This window comes from Endozoicomonas sp. SCSIO W0465 (assembly GCF_023716865.1).
In the GTDB taxonomy this organism is placed as follows: domain Bacteria; phylum Pseudomonadota; class Gammaproteobacteria; order Pseudomonadales; family Endozoicomonadaceae; genus Endozoicomonas.
In genome coordinates, this window is the sequence record NZ_CP092417.1 from 6,881,411 (window position 1) to 6,905,457 (window position 24,047).

The 24,047-nt window shown below is 49.6% G+C and carries 22 protein-coding genes, 2 tRNA genes, 3 rRNA genes and 1 pseudogene; 19 read left to right on the forward strand and 9 right to left on the reverse strand.

Annotation, left to right across the window (positions count from 1 at the left end; genetic code table 11):
* Positions 1-87: 87 nt before the first annotated feature.
* Positions 88-741: a replication protein P gene (locus MJO57_RS31140; protein ID WP_252021367.1), complete on the reverse strand. Its 654-nt coding sequence runs from the start codon at positions 739-741 to the stop codon at positions 88-90.
* 464 nt (positions 742-1,205) lie between these two features.
* Positions 1,206-1,859: a hypothetical protein gene (locus tag MJO57_RS31145; RefSeq protein WP_252021369.1), complete on the reverse strand. Its 654-nt coding sequence runs from the start codon at positions 1,857-1,859 to the stop codon at positions 1,206-1,208.
* Between the two features lie 202 nt (positions 1,860-2,061).
* Between MJO57_RS31145 and MJO57_RS31150 the strand changes: the two genes are divergently transcribed.
* From MJO57_RS31150 to MJO57_RS31220, 15 genes are all read left to right on the forward strand, one after another.
* On the forward strand, positions 2,062-2,700 hold the full coding sequence (locus MJO57_RS31150) for a LexA family transcriptional regulator (protein ID WP_252021371.1): 639 nt from the start codon (positions 2,062-2,064) through the stop codon (positions 2,698-2,700).
* 340 nt (positions 2,701-3,040) lie between these two features.
* On the forward strand, positions 3,041-3,373 hold the full coding sequence (locus MJO57_RS31155) for a hypothetical protein (protein WP_252021373.1): 333 nt from the start codon (positions 3,041-3,043) through the stop codon (positions 3,371-3,373).
* Entirely contained in the window at positions 3,366-3,614 is a 249-nt protein-coding gene (locus tag MJO57_RS31160; RefSeq protein ID WP_252021374.1) for a hypothetical protein, read from the forward strand. The genes MJO57_RS31155 and MJO57_RS31160 overlap by 8 nt, the downstream gene beginning before the upstream one ends.
* A 265-nt stretch (positions 3,615-3,879) precedes the next feature.
* The gene (locus MJO57_RS31165; RefSeq protein WP_252021376.1) at positions 3,880-4,287 is read left to right on the forward strand and encodes an ERF family protein; all 408 of its coding nucleotides are present in this window, start codon (positions 3,880-3,882) and stop codon (positions 4,285-4,287) included.
* 48 nt (positions 4,288-4,335) lie between these two features.
* Positions 4,336-4,776, forward strand: coding sequence for a transposase DNA-binding-containing protein (locus MJO57_RS31170; protein WP_252021387.1), 441 nt, complete (start codon positions 4,336-4,338; stop codon positions 4,774-4,776).
* 112 nt (positions 4,777-4,888) lie between these two features.
* Positions 4,889-5,032, forward strand: coding sequence for a hypothetical protein (locus tag MJO57_RS31175; RefSeq protein WP_252021389.1), 144 nt, complete (start codon positions 4,889-4,891; stop codon positions 5,030-5,032).
* A gap of 284 nt (positions 5,033-5,316) precedes the next feature.
* Positions 5,317-5,967: a hypothetical protein gene (locus MJO57_RS31180; RefSeq protein ID WP_252021391.1), complete on the forward strand. Its 651-nt coding sequence runs from the start codon at positions 5,317-5,319 to the stop codon at positions 5,965-5,967.
* The gene (locus tag MJO57_RS31185) at positions 5,968-6,678 is read left to right on the forward strand and encodes a transposase (protein ID WP_252019241.1); all 711 of its coding nucleotides are present in this window, start codon (positions 5,968-5,970) and stop codon (positions 6,676-6,678) included.
* 207 nt (positions 6,679-6,885) lie between these two features.
* Positions 6,886-7,461 (forward strand): IS4 family transposase, encoded by a 576-nt coding sequence (locus MJO57_RS31190; RefSeq protein ID WP_252017317.1) that lies wholly within the window; start codon positions 6,886-6,888, stop codon positions 7,459-7,461.
* A 61-nt stretch (positions 7,462-7,522) separates the two neighbouring features.
* Positions 7,523-7,945: an ERF family protein gene (locus tag MJO57_RS31195; RefSeq protein WP_252021393.1), complete on the forward strand. Its 423-nt coding sequence runs from the start codon at positions 7,523-7,525 to the stop codon at positions 7,943-7,945.
* Positions 7,946-8,857: a YqaJ viral recombinase family protein gene (locus MJO57_RS31200; protein ID WP_252021395.1), complete on the forward strand. Its 912-nt coding sequence runs from the start codon at positions 7,946-7,948 to the stop codon at positions 8,855-8,857.
* A 112-nt stretch (positions 8,858-8,969) separates the two neighbouring features.
* Positions 8,970-9,494 (forward strand): single-stranded DNA-binding protein, encoded by a 525-nt coding sequence (gene ssb, locus MJO57_RS31205; protein ID WP_252021397.1) that lies wholly within the window; start codon positions 8,970-8,972, stop codon positions 9,492-9,494.
* 20 nt (positions 9,495-9,514) lie between these two features.
* Positions 9,515-9,838, forward strand: a complete 324-nt coding sequence (locus MJO57_RS31210; RefSeq protein ID WP_252021399.1) for a hypothetical protein — start codon at positions 9,515-9,517, stop codon at positions 9,836-9,838.
* 58 nt (positions 9,839-9,896) lie between these two features.
* On the forward strand, positions 9,897-11,162 hold the full coding sequence (locus MJO57_RS31215) for a hypothetical protein (RefSeq protein WP_252021401.1): 1,266 nt from the start codon (positions 9,897-9,899) through the stop codon (positions 11,160-11,162).
* Positions 11,163-11,269: 107 nt separating this feature from the next.
* A complete protein-coding gene (locus MJO57_RS31220) occupies positions 11,270-11,530 on the forward strand; it encodes a helix-turn-helix domain-containing protein (protein ID WP_252021403.1) in 261 nt (86 codons plus the stop codon).
* A 72-nt stretch (positions 11,531-11,602) separates the two neighbouring features.
* On the opposite strand, the gene rrf is transcribed toward MJO57_RS31220, so the two are convergent.
* The 5 genes from rrf to MJO57_RS31245 all read right to left on the reverse strand — a co-directional run bounded on the left by rrf (position 11,603) and on the right by MJO57_RS31245 (position 17,666).
* A 5S ribosomal RNA gene (gene rrf / locus MJO57_RS31225) occupies positions 11,603-11,718 on the reverse strand.
* Positions 11,719-11,906: 188 nt separating this feature from the next.
* Positions 11,907-15,409, reverse strand: a 23S ribosomal RNA gene (locus MJO57_RS31230).
* A gap of 338 nt (positions 15,410-15,747) precedes the next feature.
* Positions 15,748-15,823: transfer RNA gene (locus MJO57_RS31235), tRNA-Ala, on the reverse strand.
* Between the two features lie 41 nt (positions 15,824-15,864).
* Positions 15,865-15,941 (reverse strand) — tRNA-Ile (locus tag MJO57_RS31240).
* Between the two features lie 157 nt (positions 15,942-16,098).
* Positions 16,099-17,666: ribosomal RNA gene (locus MJO57_RS31245) — 16S ribosomal RNA — on the reverse strand.
* Together the 16S, 23S and 5S rRNA genes with 2 tRNA genes alongside form the textbook arrangement of a ribosomal RNA operon.
* A gap of 876 nt (positions 17,667-18,542) precedes the next feature.
* On the opposite strand from MJO57_RS31245, the pseudogene MJO57_RS31250 reads away from it, so the two are divergent.
* Positions 18,543-18,884 (forward strand): annotated as a pseudogene (locus MJO57_RS31250) (SulP family inorganic anion transporter); the annotation flags it as partial.
* A 1-nt stretch (position 18,885) separates the two neighbouring features.
* Here the strand turns inward: MJO57_RS31250 and MJO57_RS31255 are convergent.
* Together MJO57_RS31255 and MJO57_RS31260 are read right to left on the reverse strand one after the other, a co-directional pair.
* Positions 18,886-19,824 carry an IS66 family transposase gene (locus MJO57_RS31255; RefSeq protein WP_252021416.1) on the reverse strand — a complete coding sequence of 313 codons (939 nt, stop codon included), beginning with the start codon at positions 19,822-19,824 and terminating at the stop codon, positions 18,886-18,888.
* Positions 19,746-20,399 carry a DUF6444 domain-containing protein gene (locus MJO57_RS31260; RefSeq protein ID WP_252021418.1) on the reverse strand — a complete coding sequence of 218 codons (654 nt, stop codon included), beginning with the start codon at positions 20,397-20,399 and terminating at the stop codon, positions 19,746-19,748. Before MJO57_RS31260 ends, MJO57_RS31255 begins: the two co-directional genes overlap by 79 nt.
* A gap of 262 nt (positions 20,400-20,661) precedes the next feature.
* Between MJO57_RS31260 and MJO57_RS31265 the strand changes: the two genes are divergently transcribed.
* The 3 genes from MJO57_RS31265 to MJO57_RS31275 all read left to right on the forward strand — a co-directional run bounded on the left by MJO57_RS31265 (position 20,662) and on the right by MJO57_RS31275 (position 24,006).
* A complete protein-coding gene (locus MJO57_RS31265; RefSeq protein WP_252021420.1) occupies positions 20,662-21,885 on the forward strand; it encodes a SulP family inorganic anion transporter in 1,224 nt (407 codons plus the stop codon).
* A gap of 228 nt (positions 21,886-22,113) precedes the next feature.
* Positions 22,114-23,451, forward strand: coding sequence for a transposase (locus MJO57_RS31270; protein WP_252017304.1), 1,338 nt, complete (start codon positions 22,114-22,116; stop codon positions 23,449-23,451).
* A gap of 39 nt (positions 23,452-23,490) precedes the next feature.
* Positions 23,491-24,006 (forward strand): DUF962 domain-containing protein, encoded by a 516-nt coding sequence (locus tag MJO57_RS31275; RefSeq protein WP_252021422.1) that lies wholly within the window; start codon positions 23,491-23,493, stop codon positions 24,004-24,006.
* Positions 24,007-24,047 lie beyond the last annotated feature (41 nt).

A 24,047-nucleotide genomic window follows, 5' to 3' on the forward strand; every position in this document is an offset into this window, starting at 1 on the left:
ACAACGCCTCCACAAAAATCCAGCAGAACACCATCACCAGCATTACCCAAACCACCGCCAGCAAAACGCCATCCCTGAGTTCACCCATCAGAACATCCCCTTCAGCTTTGCCCTGGCACCCTGACCATCCAGAGGATCAATCCCCTGATCCATCATCGTCTCCCGCTGCAACTGATTGGAGTGATTCGCCGGATCAAACTGGTGTTCGATGGACAAGCGTTCCTCAAGAGGCAACCCCTGGCATTCACGATTAACAAACTCTTGATAGACGGCTCCAAACTTACGTTTAACTTCCCGACACTCTTCCGCAGTACCCGCATTGCGCAACTCATACCAACCTGCCGCCCGACCTGCCAGATACACTGCCCGATGACTCCAGCCATGAACCCCCGGTTGACTGGCATGCTCATTAGCTTCCCGCCAGGCTTTGGCCAGAGTCGGCAACCCCAGCTCCTCCGGCAGCGGCTGGCACAACTTCCGAAACTCCGGAGCCGAGGGTGGCCACTCTCTGCCCTCCTGCCGCACCCGCCGAATCCCCATCAGCAACTGGTTCGGGTGCAGATCCTTCAGGGTCTCCCACCACTGCCCCGTTCGATCCGACGAGCCGTGACTCTGAACCCATTTCCCACCGAACAGGCCGATCATGATCCCAAACAGGTCCGCTATCCGTTTCGGAGTAATACCCTCCGGCTCCGGTCTCCGTCCGGTAGTGTTCCGCGTTGGCTTCGAGGAATTGATCAAGCGGCTCTGGTCGTCGATTAGCTCGTTGGCGTGCGGCATAATTTACCGTCCATGGGTTGCTCAGGTTTTCAGGATTATTGAGATAGACCACCGTGGTCTTGACATACTGGGTACCCGTCGCACCGGTGTCATCGCAGTAACGGGCTTAATTCATAAGGTTGGCCAACAGCGATTCCGGGGTATGCCCCTCCTTGAGCCGTTTTTTGTACTTGCCGAACGTCTGCTTTTTGTGGCCTTTGTCACCCTCCCGCTTCGGGTACTGAGTCCACCATTCGATAAAATCATTCGGGTAGGCATCGTAGGCCGTCGTTTTTGGCTCCGTTCGGTTCTTTGACGATTTGGCTGACGATTGGTTTGACGAACCGTTTAACGATTCAGCTTCTGCCGAGACTAACGAATCGTCTGACGGTTCGCTCCGTTCCGTCGTCTGATCGTCAGATCGGACATAAGTCTTACAAAGTCTTTTATCTTCTCTTTTCTCTTTTCTCTTTTCTCTCTTCTCTTTTCTCTGGGCGAACATTTTCCTCACCATGCATGTATCGGGTATGGATCTGTTCGAGCAACTGTGACGTTTCGCTGGAGCCCTCGCTTTCTCTGGCTTTGCGAATAATAACGTCGATGACGTTGGCGGCTTCCGGCAGCAGATCGTCAAGGTTTTCCGGCATCGTCAACAGCAATCGTAAACGAGCGTCAAGCTGACGATTGTTATCCGTCCGGTTGTGTTTCGTGTAGTTATTGATGACGACCAGGTCACCGGTTGACGATCGTTTGGCGAAACGTTTGCTTTCCAGTTCGTCAAACGTTTGCTCCGTTTTCTCCAGATCCCATTTCAGATCGGTGGCAATGTACCCCAGTGGCATCCTGAAGATCCCCAGCAGATTGCCATGATGAGTGGTCAGTAGATACAGCGCCAGCAACTTGCCATTGTCCGACAGAGTTTCCATCTCGCTGTCGATCCAGAAATGGGCCGACACCTTGCCAAATTCCCTCATCAGCAACCTCCCGGCAGAGCTTGCTGGCCAGCCTTGATAAACCCGCCCCCGACGAAAACCCCACAGAGACAACACCACAGCAATGACATCCTTGTCATGACCATTCTGCTCCCATACTTTCCTCACCCGTTATCTTATTAACCTTAATCCGATATTATAGTCACGTTATTTTCCTATATTTTCAATAGATGAACGGCCGATACCAATATAGCGGCACTCATCTACCTTATGCCGCTGCATTTTTTTCACAATTTTGCGTATTCTGTTTCAACGGTTTCCCATTTCAGGGATCCCCCAACCAGACCACCGGATATGACAAGGAGTCCCCGTGACCACATGGGTTGAACGAGCCAATGAACGGGCCAAGGCCCTCGGAATCACCGATACCCGGATTGCGGCGCATTGCGGTGTCAGCCGCCCGACTGTCAGTAACTGGATGAATGGCAAGCGCGAGCCCCGGCTTGAGCAGAAGATGCAGCTGGCCGAAGCCCTCCAGATAAGCCTGAACTGGTTGGAAACCGGAGAAGAGGGTCTGCCGGATAAACACCTGCCCACCATATCCATGGACGATATCTCTGCCCTGCTCAGGGAGTACGATGAAAAGAAGCAGATGTTCAAAACCATCGCCAGCTCCGCTATCCAGATTATGGAAACCGACAGCAAACGAAGTTTCCTGGTTCAGCTGGACAACGACACCATGATCGACCCGCTCCGGGGGGATATACGGCATATCCCCGAAGGGGCAACCGTTCAGATCGATGCCGACATGCCACCGAAAAGTGGCCAGATCCTGCTGATTGAACACGAAGGCAGCATGATATTGCGGATCTGGAAAAAGCTGGACAGGAATCTCCACAGCCTGCGGGTCATCAACCCCCTCTATGAAACCCTCAACTTCAACTACGAAGGGGATATCAACGACATCTACCGTGGTACGGCGGTCGGCTTCAGCCAGTCGTTAATGTAATCATCCCTTCCACTCTGCCCCTCACTGGGGCAGCCTTGCCAATCACCCTGTCACTTCTCCTGCGCAAATCCCCTCAAAACGTAGATTTTATAACAACCAATACAAAACCCGCTGACGCCCTGAATATTCCATTCTCCGCTCGAACTCGCTAATCCCGCTTTTCTGTTCTGGCTTCAACGCCTTTAAATAAAGCACCTCACAGCATAAAAAAGAGAAAATATATCAATAGATAGAAACTGATTTAAAAATACTATTACTGTTATTTTTTTTACTCTATATGCTATTTAAATAAACAACAATGATGTTTTGTATAAACACAGTAACCACCTATGGAGGTTTTATGGACGTAGTCAACCATGACCTGAACCGCTACCTCGCCAGCATAGATGCTGCTGAAGCCTTCGAAGACGCCGTCGAACGACAACTCGAAGGCCTGGAAAGCGAATTTCTGACTGATCTTCAGAAAAACTCGCGCTTCAAGGTCAGTGGATTTCAGACATTCACACCGCTCTCCTTTCTCCACTTTCTACTGGCGGAAGAATTTCACCCCATGCAGGGCCTTCGCTGGCTGGCGGTCAAGCAGCTGGTGTCCGACTGCAATGGCCCGAATGCCCGTTATTCCGGCTGGGACATTATCAACTATGCAAGCAAACGAGGTTACTGCCATGGCTGACCATTCGACAGCAATAAACCGGCTCGAGGAACCAGTAATCAACGGCATCAGCGACTGGCTGAGCATCAATCAATACACCTATGACTACGGCATGCTCTGCAAGCTGAAAGACAGCATTGTCAGAAAAGTTTCTCCGGATATGACGGTTCTCCAGATTTACCGGGTCATCAGGAACGAAATCACCGCATGGCGTCAGGATCCGGAAAACACCGATGCCGTAATCGTTGAGGCTCTATTTTGATTACGAACTGCTCTACAGTGAAAACTGACTGTAGGTCACGAAAAACAAGGATTGAGCAACATTACCGGACAATATGCTGACAACCTTTGTAGATAAAGGGCTTCAGCAATGTTCAACCCAGTAGCAGTCTGAAATCCTACAAGAGCCATCGTTGATTTCCGTGCCTGGTGTGAACTGCACCGCACATTATCCAAAGCACTGGAGAAAAGTTTCCGTATGGAAATTGCCGACCAGGTTCTGGCCGTCAGAAACCGGATCAACAACGATGAGGCCCTCCGCCATGCCCGCTAAAAAGAAAGAGCAGCAACTGATCACCCAGGAAGCCACACCGATGATGGCTCCGGATACCACAACCGTTAGCGAAATAGGGCAGCTGCTCAACAGGGCTCTGGAGAAAGGCTCTGATATAGAAACCCTTGAACGGGTAATGAAACTCTACGAACAAGGTCAGGAGATTCTGGCAAAGCAACAGTTCAACCACGCTTTTGCTGCCTTTCAGAAAGAGTTACCGGTGGTAAAGAAAAGCAAAAAAGCCAGTTTCCCCACCAGTAAAGGCGGAACCATGTCGTATAGCTACGCATCCATGGATGATGTGGTGCAAGCGGTGCAGCCGGTACTGCACAAGGTTGGCCTGAGTTACTGGTTTGAGCAGTCCCAGAAGCCTGTCTCTTGATCACAAATAGCTACCTTGTTCTATCATTTCTCACTGATAAAACAGGTCATGCTTCCACTTTCTCCTAAACCATGGTCAGAACTAACTTTTGGATGTGCTGATTTGGGCGATACTCGACGTACAAAACGACTTGTCAAAGTTGCTGCCGAGCTTTCAGCTCATACCGGTAATTCTTTGTCATCTTCATGCGAAGGTTATACCGCACTGGTAACTGGAGCTTACCGGCTGATTGAGAATGAGGCCGTAAAGCCTGAAGCAATAGCTGAGGCAGGCTTTCAGGCAACTGCCAAAATAGCGAGACAGTCTCGCCTACTTCTGGCTCTCGAAGATACAACAACCCTGGGTTATAAACATGCTGTCAGATCCGAGCTTGGTGATCTTGGAGGTCCTGAAGGCTCTAAAACAGAGGATTCCACGTCCACTCTGTCTTCTTGGTTGATGCGGATACAGAGCGAAGCATTGGGCTTATTGATCAAAACGATGGGTTAGAGAGGACGTTCAGCGGGGGAAAAAGAACCAACGTCGTCAGCTACCTACGAGGGAAAAAGAACTTTAAGTGGCAAAGAGCCTCTGAAAACACAGACAAAGGATGGGGGGTAAAATGCCTGACATCATCAGTGTTTGCGACCGGGCGGATATATACGAATATATGCACTACAAACTGGATAACCGACAGCGGTTTGTTGTAAGAGCTACACAAAACAGAATCCTGGTGGATGGCGACTCTTATTATTTGATTCCTTAGCTCAGACTGAAGTGTTGGGGAAATATACGATAGTGGTTCCTCAAAAAGGAGGTAGAAAGAAGCGAAAGGCAACGCTGCAGGTCAAAAGAAAGAAGATGACAATACAGGCGCCGCAAAGGCCAGGCGGCAGGCCGGAACCGGTAACTAGTTCTCGTCCAAAACAACAACCAATTGAAAACTGTAGATTTTATCCTGAAAAATTAAGTGGAGCCCTACTGCTATCTGGCGACTAAACTTCCCAAGAGCAAGAAACATAAGGGATTGCCAAAAACAGAGGACTCCAAATGCGCAAAAAACGCAACCCGCAGTGTAGTATGGAACTCCATTACGTACCTCATGAAATCTGCTCCCAGCTTTCCGGTATCTCGCAATGGCTTGACGCCCATCCACAGTTCAATGACTGGATTTATGAGGACTTAAGTTCTGGTGATAAACAGAACACTGGGCGGAACGGACTATCAGCAGAATCCGTTCTTCGTGCGGCACTCCTGAAACAGTATTTGAATTGTGATTATGACTACTTGTCGTTTGTTTTGATGGACTCCATGCTCTTTCGAGACTTTTGTCGCCTCGAACCAAACCAGCGCCCCAGTCGCTCCAGTTTGCATGGGCTCATCAGCCTTCTTACTGCATCTACATGGGAACGGATTAATAACTGTCAGCTAATGACCGCTAAAGATCAGGGTATTGAAAAAGGGCGCACTGTGGCTATTGACAGCACAGTCACCGAATCGGATATCAAACCTCCTTGCGACAGTGATCTTTTAGCCAGTTCCGTTAAAGAAATTTGTCGGCTGCTGGAACGGGGACAAACACTGACAGCGACACCGCTTTATGAATATACCCATCACAACCGAGCCGTAAAAGATGCGGCCAGAAAATGCATCTACGCTGGCAAAGAAGAGCGGCATCAGCATTATAAAAAACTGCTGTAGTTGACCCGAAAATCCCGGAAGGTACTTATCGAAGCTACTGTCACGCTAGCAAACGCCCGTCAGCAGGGGCAGTGTCTCCTGGCTGATGATGCCGACAAGTGGCAGGCCGATGTGGATCACCTGTTACCCCTGGTGGATGCAATAGTCTCCCAGACAGAGCGCAGGGTCTTTAAGGGTGAAAAGGTGCCAGCCCAGGAAAAAGTGGTTAGCCTGTATGAACCCCATACGGATATCATCGTAAAAGACAGGCGGCAAGTACAGTATGGCCATAAACTGAACCTGGTTCAGGGAAAAAGTCGATTGATCCTGGACCTGGTTATTGAGGAAGGTAACCCAGCGGATTCGGACCAATTCATTCCGATGATGGAAAGACAAAAAGAAATTTATGGTCGTGTACCTCGCCAGACAAGCGGTGACGGCGGATACGCGTGTCGCGCTAATTTGGAAAAAGCCAAGGCCATGGGAATCAGCGATGTAGCTTTTAATAAGAAGCGCGGACTTGAAGTCGAAGAGATGACTAAAAGTCAGTATGTGTATAAAACGCTCTTTCGCTTCCGGGCAGGTATTGAAGCGGGAATTTCGTGGCTAAAGAGATGTTTTGGGCTATCACGTTGCCACTGCAAGGGTTCTGAGCGTTTTGATTCTCATTGCTGGTTATCGGTGGTCTGTTACAACCTGGTGATTCTGGCCAGACACCCGGCACCATCCTGATAGCCACCTCCACGCTACATGAAAGTACCTTTCCAGCATGGTGGGAGGATGTTTTCTGCCTGCTTTTCGCGTTTTTCTCCAATATCCGTCCCAGATTAGAGAAAAAAAGGGAAGAGTTTTTGCGGCTCTCTGGAATTTCAGGAAATATCAAAACGCACGTACAATCTAATTATGATTGCCTGATGCGTTTTTGGACGAGAACTAACTATGAATATTGTGTCGGCTGAAGAGATTGGCAATGACTCCGAAGACCGTTTGCACTGGGTACTATTGACAACTGAAGATATTGAAACATTCGAAGACTGTCGCTCTATCATTCGATTTTACGAGCTCCGATGGCGAATAGAAGAGTTCCATAAGGCTTGGAAATCGGGAGCAGGAGTAGAAAGGCTTCGTCTGCAATCTCCGGATAACATTGAACGACTTGCGGTCATATTAATGTTTGTCGCTGTCAGACTAATGCAAATCCGTGAAGCATTAATGTTACCGAATGACAGGCAGCACAAAGACAGAAAGCTTTGGAGTGAAAAAACACTCGCGAATGAGGTGGTCAGTGATGATGAATGGCAGGTTCTCTGGCTAACCTATGAAAAAAAAGCGTTGCCCGATAAGCCGCCAACAGTCACTTGGCTGCTTCAAACGATTGCTCGGCTTGGTGGTTGGGGTGATTCAAAGCATACAGGGCAGCCCGGCTGGTTAGTGGTATGGGAAGGCTGGGCGAAATTGCAGGATCGGGTAAAAACCTGGCAGATAGCCCGGCAGTTCAGCGCTGGAGAGATGTGATCAAGAGTCAGCCCAGAAGCAGGTACAAACACAGAAAGAGTTTGAACTGCAACCGGGCATCATGGAAACACGACCAGTCACGGTAACCATGATCACGATTACCTGTCATCTGGGCCATGTATCCGGCCACTCTATCAGTAATACCGTGTCCGGACCTATGGACAGCAGTGGCAAGAAAAACCCTATTCAGCAAATGTCGTCTGCCGTCACCTACCTGCGCCGCATTGCATTGGTGGGCATCCTCGGCGTGGCCTGTACCGATGAAGATGTGGATGGTTACTCACCGGATATCAAAACGGAAGAAGAGGAAAAACCCGCAGCCTACCCCGATGAAGACTTCCGCCTGAACCTGCCCGACTGGACCGCCCGCATTGAATCCGGTCGGAACACGGTGCAAGACATCATCATCAGTATGAATAGTAAAGCTCCTGCAACACCCCAACAGGTAAAACACCTTCAATCCATTCAGAAAAAGGGTCATTAAATGCAACTGATCGATATACAACAGGGTTCGCCTGAATGGCTGGCCCTGCGCCTGGGACATTTCACCGCCAGTGAAGCACCGGCCATGATGGGCGACAGCCCCTATACCAAACGGGTGGAACTGCTATATCAAAAAGCCACCGGCTACCGCCCGGTAGTCACCCCTTACCAGCAGAAAAAGTTTGATGAAGGTCATGCTGCCGAAGCACTTGCCCGCCCCCTGGTTGAACGCCGTGAAGGACAGGAACTGTTTCCAGTCACTGCCGTTCGTACCATTAATGACCTCCCACTGCTGGCCAGCTTCGATGGTCTGGACCTGGACAAGACCCTGGTTTTTGAACACAAGCTGTGGAACAAAAAGCTGGTTGCCCAGATCGAAGGTGAAGGCCTGGAACCTCTTTATTACTGGCAGCTTGAACACCAGCTACTGGTTGCTGAACAAGCTGAACGAGCCCTGCTGGTCTGCTCCGATGGTACGGCGGAAAACTTTCGCTATGTCTACTACGAATCACAGGATTATCGCCGTGATGCCCTGATCGCTGGCTGGAAACAATTTCAAAAGGATCTTGAGCAGTACAAGGCAGACCTGGAGTCTGGTGACATCAAATCCCCATACCAGAAGGTGGTTATCCGCAACGACGCAACCTTCCGGGATGCCGAGCTGGAGTACCTGCAAGCTATGAGCCAGAAGAAAATCGCAGACACCCAGCTGGATCAGGCCAGAGAAAAACTGATCAATCTCACCGGCGGCCTGAAAACCAAAGGCGACAATCTGCATCTCTATCCCACCCATAAAGATGGAGCAGTGAGATGGAAGGCTGCTTTTAAAGCGATGGTACCAGAAGTCTCCGCGAAAGATCTGGAGCCCTTCAAAGGAGAGAGTTCCATCTCATGGACAGTAAAAGCCCTCTGACGGCACTGAACCCCAAAAGGAAAGTCAAACCTGTGAATAAATCTTGCCTGTACGATCGTGATTAAATTCTCGCTGTACCGGGCAACCAATAAAAGCATCAGGAGATATCACGATGGCCAGAGGCATCAATAAAGTCATTCTTGTAGGTAATGTCGGGCAGGATCCGGTGGTTCGATTCACCCCCGGCGGTGATGCGATAGCAAACATCAGCCTTGCCACATCGGAAAGGTGGAAAGACCAGCACGGGCAACAACAGGAAAGAACCGAATGGCACCGCATTGTCATCTTCGGCAAGCTGACAGAAATTGCCCAGCAGCTGGTTCGCAAGGGTAGCAAGCTCTACATCGAAGGCAAGCTCCAGACCCGAAAGTGGCAGGACAGCAATGGTCAGGATCGCTACTCCACCGAAGTCGTTGTGAACGGTTTTGGTGGGCAAATGCAGATTCTGGATAAATTGAGCGACCAGCCTGCCCAGCAATACCAGCCACGTGAACAAAGTCCAGCGCCATCACATACCGGTAATGGCAATCAGCCTCAGCAAAACCAATACAACAATCCGCCAAATAGCCCACAGCCCCAGCAGGAAGCACAGCCAACCGGCGGTTATGACGACTTTGATGACTCGATTCCTTTCTGACAATAACCGGGGACAAAAGCATGAATCGATTAGATGCAGACGACCTGGCCCTGGCCATGGAAATCCAACAAAAACACGCGGCTGGCATCAGTGCTGAAAAAGAGGAAACCCAACTGGCGAAAAAAGTAAGTATTGCCGACCGGATCGGCGACGAAATGGATGGCCAGCGGTTGGATGTTGAAACCGTGATGATTGAAATGACCGCCCTGATCGTCGCCATTACCGTGGGTATCCACAGCCCACAGGCCAGGGATCAGGCCATGCTGGTGACCGGGCTGATCCTGCAGCGTCTGCGGGAGAATGATCAGCACCCGACTCTCCGCCCAACAGAAAACATTCATTGAAACAAACCAACTCAGTAACACACAACGCTTGAAGCATGGAAGACAGAGGACTTTGACTATGGACAGCACAGTGCCTACCAACCACAACACCGACCTTATCACCAGCCTGGATCAGGCAGAGCTCAAAATCCGACGTGCCGGAATTATTCGCCTTAACCCTGAGGGGTATGAACAGGTAGAAGGTGAGGAGCTACTGCAAAAAGTATGTGGCTTTAACCTTGAGTCCAAAACCGTGGCTCAGGCGATTAAGCGACAGATCACCAAGCATGAGTTTGCTGAAGGAAAGGACTTTACAACATCCATGTTGCAAAGTTCTGGAGGCCGTCCCAGAAGGGTTTATCACTTTTCGGTAAATGCGGCGAACCATGTCCTGCTGTCCGCCATGACGCAAGAAGGCAAACAGGCCAGACAGGAAGCGATTGATGATAAGCGTGAAAAGCAGCTAACTGATGACAACCAGAGTCATCATGCACCCGAAAACCCGGCGCTTGAAAAACGAGATGTCTACACAGCTCAGACCCTGCTCGAAATCAATATGACCACCTCCGTGAAAGCCATTGCCTTTGCCGAAGCACTGGGCTTTACCGGAAACCAGAAACTGCTCTCCGCAGACCGGCTGCTGAAAAGCCAGATCGGTTTCTCCCCGCTGGAAGCCATGGGCCAAAGACAACTGATCGCGCCCGTTCAGAAAATGACATTTACCCCAACCCAGCTCGGGCAGATGATGAGCCCACCCCAGGATCCTCGTCAGGTAAACAGACTGCTGGAAGCGGCAAGACTGCAGGTCAAAGTCGACAACCAGTGGGTACCTACCGATCTGGGACAGCCATTCTGTGAAATCCTCGATACCGGCAAAGCCCATCACAGCGGCACCCCGGTGAAGCAGGTAAAGTGGTACCAGACCGTACTGGACCGTTTACCACCCAAGCCCCCTGGTGAATCCATAGAGACATCAATAGATCAGAATGACCGCAAAGCTGACCCGGTAGTATGTGGGTCAGACATAGACAGCGATCCGGTCCAAAGAAAACAAAAGCGCAAACGGAACCGGTACGAGCTGGACGATTACTTCTCACTGGTGGAACTGGGAGAATTTATTGGCCGAAGCCGCCAGCATGTGGTCGAGGTGCTGGAGAAAAACCGCATCATCAAATGGACCGGACAGGGAAAAAAAGGGAAGTACCTGCTCACGGAAAACGGCTGGCAGTACGGCCTGATGTACGACCCAACTGAAACCCTCTTTCATAACAGAAACAGCAAACGACTGACCACCAGTAACGCCCAGCCAGTTCTTGGATATGACATCCTGAAATTTTTCCATTAATACCAGAGCAAGACACAGGAAGCAGACAAACCCGCTTCATGGCAGTTGAAGCATCTTACGGGATAACAGAACCCTGTTACCCGATCGCCAGAAAAGGAGACCATGGCATGGACGTGAAATCACCCATAGAATGCATCAATTACTCTACCCGCGAAGCCGCGTTGTATATTGGGGTATGTAAAAGTGCACTGGATAAATCAAGGGTATCCGGCGTACTGTTTGGCCAAACGCCGCCCCCTTTTCTCAAGCTGGGACGTTCCATCCGCTACCGGGTCGAAGACCTGAAAGCATGGCTGGAGCAACAGGAATCCTATGAAACCCTGGCACAGGCTGAGGCCGATAAAAATTTCGGCGACAATCCGAACTGATTCCGAATCGACCTATATACAAAAAAGGCTTCCATACGGAAGCCTTTGTTTTTACTGCATTTAAAATTGGGTGCCTGGCGATGACCTACTCTCACATGGGGAAACCCCACACTACCATCGGCGATAAGTCATTTCACTGCTGAGTTCGGGATGGGATCAGGTGGTTCTAACTTTCTATGGTCGCCAGGCTTATCTGGTTGTCGGTTAACAGTGAACAGTGAACAGTTGACTGTTATCAGTTATCACTATTAACCAGGAATCCACTATTTAAGCTTTATATTCTTGCATAACACTCTACATGTATGGCTCTAACTGTTCACAGTAAACTGTCTACTGTCTACTGTCTACTGTTTACTGGAGATCGCTTTGGCGTTATATGGTCAAGCCGCACGAGTCATTAGTATTGGTTAGCTCAACGCCTCACAGCGCTTACACACCCAACCTATCAACGTCCTGGTCTTGAACGGCTCTTTAGGAGACTTAAAGTCTCAGGGAAGTCTCATCTTGAAGGGGGCTTCCCGCTTAGATGCTTTCAGCGGTTATCCCGTCCGAACATAGCTACCGGGCAATGCGTCTGGCGACACAACCCGAACACCAGTGGTCCGTCCACTCCGGTCCTCTCGTACTAGGAGCAGCTCTTCTCAAACTTCCAACGTCCACGGCAGATAGGGACCGAACTGTCTCACGACGTTCTAAACCCAGCTCGCGTACCACTTTAAATGGCGAACAGCCATACCCTTGGGACCGGCTTCAGCCCCAGGATGTGATGAGCCGACATCGAGGTGCCAAACACCGCCGTCGATGTGAACTCTTGGGCGGTATCAGCCTGTTATCCCCGGAGTACCTTTTATCCGTTGAGCGATGGCCCTTCCATGCAGAACCACCGGATCACTAAGACCTACTTTCGTACCTGCTCGAGATGTACCTCTCGCAGTCAAGCGTGCTTGTGCCTTTACACTAACCGTACGATGTCCGACCGTACTTAGCACACCTTCGTGCTCCTCCGTTACTCTTTGGGAGGAGACCGCCCCAGTCAAACTACCCACCACACAATGTCCCCGATCCCGTTTCGGGACCCGGGTTAGAACCTCAATATTGCCAGGGTGGTATTTCAAGGTTGGCTCCACGATGACTGGCGTCACCGCTTCAAAGCCTCCCACCTATCCTACACAAGCAACATCAAGATCCACTGTGAAGCTGTAGTAAAGGTTCACGGGGTCTTTCCGTCTAGCCGCGGATACGCTGCATCTTAACAGCGATTTCAATTTCACTGAGTCTCGGGTGGAGACAGCGTGGCCATCGTTACGCCATTCGTGCAGGTCGGAACTTACCCGACAAGGAATTTCGCTACCTTAGGACCGTTATAGTTACGGCCGCCGTTTACCGGGGCTTCGATCAACCGCTTCTCTTGCGATAACAGCATCAATTAACCTTCCGGCACCGGGCAGGCGTCACACCGTATACGTCCACTTTCGTGTTGGCACAGTGCTGTGTTTTTAATAAACAGTCGCAGCCACCTGGTATCTTCGACCAGCCTCAGCTTACGGAGCAAGTCCGATCACCAAAGCCGGCGCACCTTCTCCCGAAGTTACGGTGCCATTTTGCCTAGTTCCTTCACCCGAGTTCTCTCAAGCGCCTTGGTATTCTCTACCTGACCACCTGTGTCGGTTTGGGGTACGGTCCCTTCTGACCTGATGCTTAGAAGTTTTTCCTGGAAGCATGGCATCAATCACTTCAGTTCCGTAGAACCTCGTCATCAATTCTCGGCATTCTCAATTAAGAGAGCGATCCGGATTTGCCTGGATCCCTTGCCTACTATCTTAAACGCAGACAACCAACGCTGCGCTGACCTAGCCTTCTCCGTCACTCCGTCGCAGTCAGAAGGGGTACAGGAATATTGACCTGTTTCCCATCGATTACGTCTTTCGACCTCACCTTAGGGGCCGACTCACCCTGCGCCGATTAGCGTTGCGCAGGAACCCTTGGTCTTCCGGCGGGGGAGCTTCTCACTCCCCTTGTCGTTACTCATGTCAGCATTCGCACTTCTGATACCTCCAGCACACCTCCCGATGCACCTTCAACGGCTTACAGAACGCTCCTCTACCGGTTCAGTAGACAGTTGACAGTAGACGGTGGACGGTTTTGCCTTGAGTCATTGGTGACTTTTGTGCAAATTCGTTAGCATTTTGGCAATTGTCTGGTATTCAGTTTTCAGGTGTTCCCACTGATTTTTCTCGATGTATCCGAGATCCAGTGAGTATCTGATCCATACTCGCATTTCGTCGGCTGATCCGATGGCCATTAATAAGAACCTTCGAAATTCAGCTTTTGAAATACTCATTTTGCCATAGCCTTCAGCAACATTTGCGCATATGCCTTTACTGGCTCTGCGCATTTGATCAGCAAGCCCACGCACTTGTTCATGCTTTGGAAAGTCAAATGTTAGCTTATGAACTTCAAGTGAAGTCCGATACGCTTTTTTGAAAACTTCCAATTGCTCAAAACCTTGCATGACTTACTCAACAAACTGTGTACTGTCCACTGTCAACTGCCCACTGAACCCCGTAGCTTCGGTGAACAGTTTGAGCCCCGTTAAATCTTCCGCGCGAGCCGACTCGACCAGTGAGCTATTACGCTTTCTTTAAAGGGTGGCTGCTTCTAAGCCAACCTCCTGGCTGTCTGGGCCTTCTCACATCGTTTCCCACTTAACTGTTACTTTGGGACCTTAGCTGACGGTCTGGGTTGTTTCCCTTTCCACGACGGACGTTAGCACCCGCCGTGTGTCTCCCGTGATTGCACTCATCGGTATTCGGAGTTTGCATGGGGTTGGTAAGTCGGGATGACCCCCTAGCCCAAACAGTGCTCTACCCCCGATGGTGAGACACGAGGCGCTACCTAAATAGCTTTCGAGGAGAACCAGCTATCTCCGGGCTTGATTAGCCTTTCACTCCTATCCACAGGTCATCCGCTAGCTTTTCAACGATAGTCGGTTCGGTCCTCCAGTTGATGTTACTCAACCTTCAACCTGCCCATGGATAGATCGCCCGGTTTCGGGTCTACTCCCAGCGACTGTTGTTCCGAAGAACACGCCCTATTAAGACTCGGTTTCCCTACGGCTCCCCTATGCGGTTAACCTTGCCACTGAAAGTAAGTCGCTGACCCATTATACAAAAGGTACGCAGTCATCAGTGGACAGTTGACAGTAGACGGTGAACGGTTCAGGAAGTGCCTGTTTCTGGCTCCCTGTTCCATTCCGACGTTCTATCATCCAGCGACGGTGTTTCAGCCTTGCAGTCAACCGTGCTTTTGCACATTAACTGTCTACTGTCCACTGTCAACTGTCCACCGACTCCCACTGCTTGTACGTACACGGATTCAGGTTCTATTTCACTCCCCTCAACGGGGTTCTTTTCGCCTTTCCCTCACGGTACTGGTTCACTATCGGTCAGTCAGGAGTATTTAGCCTTGGAGGATGGTCCCCCCATGTTCAAACAGGATTTCACGTGTCCCGTCCTACTCGATTTCACAATGATTGGCCTTTCGTGTACGGGGCTATCACCCACTATGGCGACACTTTCCAGAGTCTTCCACTAAACCAAAAATTGCTTAAGGGCTGGTCCCCGTTCGCTCGCCGCTACTGGGGGAATCTCAATTGATTTCTTTTCCTCCGGGTACTTAGATGTTTCAGTTCCCCGGGTTCGCCTTCCAAAGCCTATGTATTCAGCTAAGGAATAACGGCTTATGCCGTTGGGTTTCCCCATTCGGAAATTCCTGGATCACAGCTTGTTTATCAGCTCCCCAAGACTTATCGCAGATTACCACGTCCTTCATCGCCTCTGACTGCCAAGGCATCCACCGTGCACGCTTAGTCACTTGACCATATAACCCGAAGCAATCTGTTTCAGGTCCGCTTCCCGCCACCCGCTACCTGCGGCCCGTAAAAGCAATGGTAAATAACTACCTTTACGATCTTCAGTCATCAACTGGTCACTGTTAACTGACCACTGACAACTGAACGCCATACACATTAGCTATTACCTTTCGGTAATTAACTTGAGAGTGTCTCAGCAAGAATTTTCATTAAACAACCGAAGTTGTCTAAATCAATTCAGCTTAAATTTGGATTCCACATTGTTAAAGAGCATTCTTTCACAAAGGAAAGAAAAGCAAATACGCTTAATGAATCGGTTTTCCGTCAAACTCTTTGTGAAAAGATTTGGTGGAGCTATGCGGGATCGAACCGCAGACCTCCTGCGTGCAAAGCAGGCGCTCTCCCAGCTGAGCTATAGCCCCCTATTCTTTCCGTTGAACCAGGCTTTCATCTCTTGAAAGCTTGGTGGGTCTGGGCAGATTCGAACTGCCGACCTCACCCTTATCAGGGGTGCGCTCTAACCGACTGAGCTACAGACCCGGTATCTGAATCAAGATAACGGATTCATTAAACACACTATTAAAGAGCTGAACAGCCTCAGGACAAAGCTGTCTTAACAAGTTATAAAATCGCCAAGGCAATTTTAAATCAAACAATTCGTGTGAACGCTTATGGACGGCGGTTGGTTAGTATCAATTAAGGAGGTGATCCAGCCCCAGGTTCCCCTAGGGCTACCTTGTTACGACTTCACCCCAGTCATGAATCACTCCGTGGTAATCGTCCTCCCCTATCCCGAAAGAAAAGGGGTTAGACTAACTACTTCTGGAGCAACCCACTCCCATGGTGTGACGGGCGGTGTGTACAAGGCCCGGGAACGTATTCACCGTGACATTCTGATTCACGATTACTAGCGATTCCGACTTCATGGAGTCGAGTTGCAGACTCCAATCCGGACTACGATGCACTTTCTCAGATTAGCTCCACCTCGCGGCTTGGCAACCGTCTGTATGCACCATTGTAGCACGTGTGTAGCCCTGGCCGTAAGGGCCATGATGACTTGACGTCGTCCCCACCTTCCTCCGGTTTGTCACCGGCAGTCTCCCCAGAGTGCCCACCATCACGTGCTGGTAACTGAGGACAAGGGTTGCGCTCGTTGCGGGACTTAACCCAACATCTCACGACACGAGCTGACGACAGCCATGCAGCACCTGTCTCTGCGTTCCCGAAGGCACCAATCTATCTCTAGAAAGTTCGCAGGATGTCAAGGCCAGGTAAGGTTCTTCGCGTTGCTTCGAATTAAACCACATGCTCCACCGCTTGTGCGGGCCCCCGTCAATTCATTTGAGTTTTAACCTTGCGGCCGTACTCCCCAGGCGGTCTACTTATCGCGTTAGCTGCGTTACCAGTCGTACAAGACAACCGACAACTAGTAGACATCGTTTACGGCGTGGACTACCAGGGTATCTAATCCTGTTTGCTCCCCACGCTTTCGTACCTCAGCGTCAGTATCAGGCCAGAGTGTCGCCTTCGCCACTGGTGTTCCTTCCTATATCTACGCATTTCACCGCTACACAGGAAATTCCACACTCCTCTCCCGTACTCTAGCCACCCAGTTTTGGATGCAGTTCCCAGGTTGAGCCCGGGGCTTTCACATCCAACTTAGGTAGCCGCCTACGCACGCTTTACGCCCAGTAATTCCGATTAACGCTCGCACCCTCCGTATTACCGCGGCTGCTGGCACGGAGTTAGCCGGTGCTTCTTCTGTGGGTAACGTCACAGCTGAAGGGTATTAACCTTCAGCCTTTCCTCCCCACTGAAAGTGCTTTACAACCCTAGGGCCTTCTTCACACACGCGGCATGGCTGCATCAGGCTTTCGCCCATTGTGCAATATTCCCCACTGCTGCCTCCCGTAGGAGTCTGGGCCGTGTCTCAGTCCCAGTGTGGCTGATCATCCTCTCAGACCAGCTACGGATCGTCGCCTTGGTAGGCCTTTACCCCACCAACCAGCTAATCCGACGCAGGCTCATCTGATAGCGAAAGGTCCGAAGATCCCCTCCTTTCCACCGCTCTTGAAGAGCTAGTGCGTATGCGGTATTAATCCGGATTTCTCCGGGCTATCCCCCACTACCAGGCAGATTCCTACGTGTTACGCACCCGTCCGCCGCTCGTCGGCAAAGAGCAAGCTCTTCCCGCTACCGCTCGACTTGCATGTGTTAGGCCTGCCGCCAGCGTTCAATCTGAGCCATGATCAAACTCTTCAGTTTAAATCGTTTTGTCGTTTTATTCCGAAGAACAAAACAACGGCTCAATGTCACAATTAAACGTACATGAATTTACAGGTATGTTCGCTTGATCAATTAAGCATCTTAAAGTGTTCAAAGCCGAAGCTTTGTTACCGATGCCATCGCACAAGCGCCCACACGAATTGTCTGATATCTTGTTAAAGAACTGATTAAATCGTGGTGATTTAATCGCTGATTCAGCAGTCAGTGCCGATCAGCAAGGCCGCCTATCTTACCGTGGCGGTTTTCGTTGTCAAGCAATCATTTTCAGAAGCTCTCCAACTCGCTAACGTTGCTCTCAAGCCCTATCAGCGGAGGCGCATCTTACCGCGCCAGTTTGATTTGTCAACCGGTGTTTTTGATTCAATCCAAACAACCTGTTTTCAAACCGTACTTCCCGGTCAGCGATGATGATTCATTCTACTGATCTGTGGGTGACCGTTTGGGCCAGTCCGTGGAAGTGGGGCGCATTATACGGCACATGTTTCATGTGACAACCCGAGAACAATACTTATAGAAAAGTAAAGCGCCAAAGCAGGAGCGGCCACTAAAAGCCAGACTGACTTTTATTAAGAGGGAGAGCCATGACATTGCCTTTACAAACCCCGTTCTTTAGAATGCTCTCCACAAAACAGACAATAGATACTCAGTCGTTCCGCAGTGGAAGCAATGCCTCAACCCGCTTGCCAACACTCAATATGTCTTGTGATCGTTTGCTCCCGGTTCTTTTCACAATAACCCACCGGGCAGTAAGGCATACAGCAGCTCTACTATTCACCAACAGCAAATGATCAATACCGGTGCCTGTGTGCCGTTAACACCTTTCAAGACTTGTACATACCTTACTGGAGACGCCACTTGTTCGAACCCCACGCCAGAAACGTTGCCACAATAAAGAATGATCTCCTTTCCGGTTTAACGGTAGCGCTTGCTCTTGTTCCAGAAGCGGTTGCCTTTGCCTTCGTTGCCGGGGTCGAGCCGCTGGTCGGCTTATATGCCGCCTTTCTTGTTGGTCTGATTACCGCAGCCATTGGTGGCCGCCCGGGCATGATATCTGGAGCGACTGGTGCCCTGGCCGTGGTTATGGTCAGTCTGGTTGCCAGCCACGGCGTACAATACCTGTTCGCAGCCGTTGTCCTGATGGGTATTATTCAAGTGCTTGCCGGAGTATTCAAACTCGGCAAGTTTATAAGAATGGTAACTATTCAGCACTGAGCAAAGGCATATTACAGTAATTCCGAACAGCTCTATGAAGTGATTGATATATGTCCATTCCCTGTTTTCTGGCAGACGACAAATAGCTGCGAATCCGTGCAAACATAGAACCACCGTCTGCACTCCTGAAGCAGCCTGAGATTTTCTGCTTTAACTTGGCCATTCGAACATCCCGCTCACTGCCATTGTTATCGAAGGGAATGGTAAAATCTGACATGAAGCGCAGTGTCTCAGCCTTGAACTCAGTGAGTCGTTTGAAGAGATTGTAAGCTTTAGTATTCTTGACTTTCTTGCGCTTAAGCTCCTCTCGTTGCTTCTCCATATAGACGACTTCTTTCATTAGAGCCCGCTGAAGCAACCGGTCATAAATCTTCTCGATTCGTTCACAGACAACACTTGGCATCTGTAGCATACCTATGGTCTTAAAGCCCTTGCAGTAATGCCAGGAAAGCCTCAGTAGCTTCATCAATCGCAACGCCAGTTGATTGCTGTCCCTATCAACAACACCCAAAAGCTCCCTCAGGTGATGGGCATTGCAAAGTACGTGAGTTGCCGCATATGCAAAATAGGATTTCCAATGATCATGAACCAGAACGCCTGCAAATGTTAGCAGTATGCCCATCGTGTCCATGGCCTCACGACCTCGCTTTTCAGACAAGTAGTAGAGCGTCCATTGTTCATCCCGCATAACGTGTAGCCAGTGCAAAGAGCCCTCGGCCCGCATACCCGTTTCATCGGCTCCGGCAACAGACGATTCCCGCAAGGCGTCACGAATAACCTCTTCAGTAGAAGCCAGATTTTCATAGGTTCTGGCCACAAAATTGGCGACAGTGCCTGCACTTACACTCATTTTATAGAGAGTATTAAAATACTCTGACACGCGCTTAAAAGGCAGGAAATGGTATTGGTTAAGATAGACGGCCATAGCCTGTGTGGCTGAGCCATATTGTGCGGCAGCGGTAACACCTTCCGGAATTCAGCCTGATTCCGACAACCACAAGTGCAGATTTTTACTTCAGCTCTATGGGCCGTTACTTCAAATTCACCCGGTCTCCCTGGTTCAAACACCTGTCGTTCAATATATTTGACCGGCTCACTATCAAGAAGAGACGCCTGACATTTATTGCATTCTTTAACCGGAAGGTACTCAATATAGTCAGGGATATCGACCTGTTTAAGACAAGTGCCCTGATGCCCTTTCTTTCCACCGGCTTTATTACCAGAAGACTGTCTCAGACTTTTAGGATTGGGTTTTTCATCCGATGGATCGGTACCTTTATCTGCGGAAAGGTCGTCAGAATGATCTGGAGAATTACTGTTTTTACAAGGTTTTTGATAACCATCAGACGATGGCGGCTTGCTGCTGTTTTGACTGTTCTTGCCAACCTTTTCTTCCAATTCTCGACATCGCTCTTCCAGACAGGCAACTCTCATCCGCAGCTCTGCATTCTCTTTCAAGAGAATCTCAGCCGACATAGTTGCGGGTAGTTCTGGAATCATGCTGGCGAATATTGTGGAAAAATGGTGCTTAAGAGGATGGTATAAAAATCAGAAAAGGCTCTATTTTGATTACGAACTGCTCTACAGTGAAAACTGACTGTAGGTCACGAAAAACAAGGATTGGGCAACATTACCGGACAATATGCTGACAACCTTTGTAGATAAAGGGCTTCAGCAATGTTCAACCCAGTAGCAGTCTGAAATCCTACAAGAGCCTCAGAAAATTCCAGATTTATGTGGGGGTGCTGAACAGTTACTAAGAATGGTTCCCCATCCTGTCATGCTCGGCTTTGTCAACGGCCTTGCCATTGTGATTTTCCTGGCGCAACTGAGCCAGTTCGGCGTGCAGGGTGAAACCGGATGGCTGTCCGGCTCATTCCTGGAAAACAGTGTTATTGATGTAGCCTGGATGAAAGGTAGTGAGCTTTATTTGATGCTTGGGCTGGTTGCCTTAACCATGGCCATCATCCATTTCCTGCCCAGGCTGACCACGGCCATTCCTTCTTCACTGGCTGCCATTATTGTGGTTACCGCTCTCGCCCTTGGCCTGAATCTGGAAACCAAAACCGTTGGTGACGTTGCCGGTATTGCGGGTGGCCTGCCAGCATTCAGCATTCCTTCCGTGCCTTTTACCGTTGAAACGCTGATGATCATCTTCCCCTACTCTCTGATTCTGGCGGCTATCGGTATCATTGAGTCGCTGCTGACCCTGAGGATGGTGGATGAAATCACCGAAACCCATGGCAGTAGCAACCGTGAGTGCGTTGGGCAGGGCTTTGCTAATGTGGTTACCGGTTTCTTTGGCGGCATGGGCGGCTGTGCGATGATTGGCCAGAGCATGATTAACGTCAACTCTGGCGGCCGGGGTCGCCTATCTGGTATTTCTGCGGCGTTATTCCTGCTGACCTTTATTCTCTTTGCTTCTTCATTGATTGAAATGATTCCGGTCGCTGCCCTGGTTGGTGTCATGTTTATCGTTGTTATCGGAACCTTTGAGTGGAGCAGCTTCCGAATCATGAACAAAGTACCCAGGGGTGATGCCTTTGTGCTGGTCCTGGTATCCGTAGTGACCGTTCTGACGGACCTGGCTGTGGCTGTTATTGTCGGCGTTATTGTTTCTGCCCTGATTTTTGCCTGGAAGCACGCCAAGCATATTCAGATCGCGAAACTGGAAGACCGGAACGGTTCCACTATTTATCAGGTGCATGGCCCTCTGTTCTTTGGTTCCACCACACACTTCCTTGAGCAGTTTTCTCCGAAGAATGACAACAAGGATGTCATTATTGATTTCCGGGACTCCAGGGTTTGTGATCATTCCGGGCTGGAAGCCATCGATACGTTGGCGGAGCGCTATACCAACAGTGGCAAGACGCTACACCTCCTTCACCTCAGTAATGACTGCAGGAAGCTGCTGAAAAAGGCAGGTAACCTGGTGGAAGTGAACGTGATTGAAGATCCTAAGTACTTTGTTGCTACCAACGCGTGATTTCGGCCAATCATTGCTCAAAGCCCGGGTTTAACTCCGGGCTTTTTATCGATGTCACTTTACTGTGGATAGCTGACCTGACACTAATTGCGAACCATAGTCTCAACTGATAAATTACCCACTGATGTCAATAATAAGAATATAAAGAGGTGACATAGCGATCTCGACTTTAGAGTTTTAAGAGCACAATAGTTCCGGCGCATAATCTGCTAAAAGCAACCATCCCCAATGACGAAATTCGAGATGGTTGCCATGCTCACTTCAGATCATCAAGTAATCCTCAGGGAGCTCGCTTCATATACAACCTTTCTTGCTGGAGCGCTATCATCAACTGCAGTACCAACGTTCTGCGAACTGCTGTTCGGTTGCATGCTTTCAGCCGACGGCTTTGTTACACAGGCGTTGTTAACAATTGATTTTCATTGTGTGTGGAGCAGCTACCACCACTGGCTATCTCAGGGCAAGTGGCAATGGAAGAACTTGGCACGCCACTTGATCCGTCTGGTCTGCTCCAAAGCTCCTGAGAATCAACCTGTGGTCCTGGGGCTTGATGACTGGGTAATCGAACGGTTTTCCGACAAAGCCCCTGCTTGTCGTACACATCATCAACACAGCAAGAAACGCAATCGGCCGACGTACATCTGGGGGCAGTGTTGGGTTTCCCTGGCCATCATATTTGAGCGGGCTGCAGATGAAGTATTTACCGCCATACCGGTGATCTCATTTCCGACACCAGCTTCAGGTAACACCAGCAAACTGAAAATTGCCGTGGCCATGCTCAGGGTGGTACGCAATGAAGTGAAGGATCGAGTGCTACGCCTGCTAACCGATTGCTGGTATATGAACTGGACACTGATAAAGCCAGCTCTGGAAATGAACATAGAAGTTGTTGGTCAGATACCTTCAAATCGGGCCCTCTATGCTTTGCCGCCAGCACCCACCGTAAAGAAGCGAGGGCGCCCAAAAAAGTACGGCATCAAGATGACGACAGAACAGGTTAAGAAACTGCCGGAAGAAAAAGCAACAGTATGGATGTACGGCAAATTTCGCAAAATACGTTATCGTACCCTGATCTGTCGCGCCAGATTCCTTAAAGGTCGTGAAGTACGCGTCGTCTGGAGTCGCTTTGAAAATGACAAAGGTCTGACCGAAAGCAGAATATTCATCTCGACCAATCCGGAACTTGAGGGACTGGAGGTGCTTCGTGCCTATTCCCGGAGATGGCCGGTAGAGCCAATGTTTCACCAACTCAAACATGCTTTTGGCTGTTGCCATTTATGGCAGCAGAAATTGCGAACACTGCTTCGATGGATGCATTTGAAAATGGCAGGCTATGCATTATTGCAGTTATTAACCGTTTGTAAAAATCAGGCATGTCTGAATATTTCTCGGATACCCTGGAGAAGCCCGGATACAACCACTGCAGGCATGATGAAAATTGCTCTTTCAGGAATTATTCCGAGGTTCTCTATTCGCAAGGGCTGGAACAGATATAAGCAAAAATATGAGTTCAATTTTCGCGATCTGATCGACCAGTTAATACCGGATAATTCAGAAGCAGCATAACTAAAGGCTTTTAGGCAAAAAACGGAAGTAATAACGAACTTGGAAAAACAGTTCACTGATTTCGGCTTGCTTCACTATAAAAAGCTGACCGAATTATCGTTTTATACAGACTCTAAAGTCGAGATAGCGATGAAAACCATCGAGCAATGGTTCAATGAATATGGCGAAAGCCACCAGAATCCCACCAATAAACTGATTCACTGGATCTGTGTTCCATCCATCCTTTTCAGTATTGTCGGTATCATATGGGCATTCAGCCCTGTCGTTACCTGGGCGATGATGAGCGTCACCCTGCTGTTCTATTTCAAACTCTCATTCAAGCTGTCGCTGGCAATGATTGCTGTATTTGCGGCATCAGCAGCCATATCTCAAGCGCTTGGAGCTTATGTCTTACAGGCCAGCATTGCGATTTTTGTTGTCGCCTGGGTCTTTCAGTTTATTGGTCACAAGGTAGAAGGGAAAAAGCCGTCCTTCTTTGAGGATCTGCAGTTTCTGCTGATTGGGCCATTGTGGTGCCTGGGATTCCTGTTTAGAAAGCTCAACATTAATTATTGAGTCTCTTCCAGGCAGGCCAATCTTCTTTCACCAGCGCTTTG

Excerpts from the sequence above, each read along its gene's own strand:
- MJO57_RS31155 (WP_252021373.1), top strand. The coding sequence starts at position 3,041 with ATGGACGTAGTCAACCATGACCTGAACCGCTACCTCGCCAGCATAGAT.
- MJO57_RS31160 (WP_252021374.1), top strand. The coding sequence starts at position 3,366 with ATGGCTGACCATTCGACAGCAATAAACCGGCTCGAGGAACCAGTAATC.
- MJO57_RS31165 (WP_252021376.1), top strand. The coding sequence starts at position 3,880 with ATGAGGCCCTCCGCCATGCCCGCTAAAAAGAAAGAGCAGCAACTGATC.
- MJO57_RS31170 (WP_252021387.1), top strand. The coding sequence starts at position 4,336 with ATGCTTCCACTTTCTCCTAAACCATGGTCAGAACTAACTTTTGGATGT.
- MJO57_RS31175 (WP_252021389.1), top strand. The coding sequence starts at position 4,889 with ATGCCTGACATCATCAGTGTTTGCGACCGGGCGGATATATACGAATAT.
- MJO57_RS31180 (WP_252021391.1), top strand. The coding sequence starts at position 5,317 with ATGCGCAAAAAACGCAACCCGCAGTGTAGTATGGAACTCCATTACGTA.
- MJO57_RS31190 (WP_252017317.1), top strand. The coding sequence starts at position 6,886 with ATGAATATTGTGTCGGCTGAAGAGATTGGCAATGACTCCGAAGACCGT.
- MJO57_RS31195 (WP_252021393.1), top strand. The coding sequence starts at position 7,523 with ATGGAAACACGACCAGTCACGGTAACCATGATCACGATTACCTGTCAT.
- MJO57_RS31200 (WP_252021395.1), top strand. The coding sequence starts at position 7,946 with ATGCAACTGATCGATATACAACAGGGTTCGCCTGAATGGCTGGCCCTG.
- ssb (WP_252021397.1), top strand. The coding sequence starts at position 8,970 with ATGGCCAGAGGCATCAATAAAGTCATTCTTGTAGGTAATGTCGGGCAG.
- MJO57_RS31210 (WP_252021399.1), top strand. The coding sequence starts at position 9,515 with ATGAATCGATTAGATGCAGACGACCTGGCCCTGGCCATGGAAATCCAA.
- MJO57_RS31215 (WP_252021401.1), top strand. The coding sequence starts at position 9,897 with ATGGACAGCACAGTGCCTACCAACCACAACACCGACCTTATCACCAGC.
- MJO57_RS31220 (WP_252021403.1), top strand. The coding sequence starts at position 11,270 with ATGGACGTGAAATCACCCATAGAATGCATCAATTACTCTACCCGCGAA.
- MJO57_RS31255 (WP_252021416.1), bottom strand. The coding sequence starts at position 19,824 with ATGGCCGTCTATCTTAACCAATACCATTTCCTGCCTTTTAAGCGCGTG.
- MJO57_RS31260 (WP_252021418.1), bottom strand. The coding sequence starts at position 20,399 with ATGATTCCAGAACTACCCGCAACTATGTCGGCTGAGATTCTCTTGAAA.
- MJO57_RS31265 (WP_252021420.1), top strand. The coding sequence starts at position 20,662 with ATGGTTCCCCATCCTGTCATGCTCGGCTTTGTCAACGGCCTTGCCATT.
- MJO57_RS31270 (WP_252017304.1), top strand. The coding sequence starts at position 22,114 with ATGACGAAATTCGAGATGGTTGCCATGCTCACTTCAGATCATCAAGTA.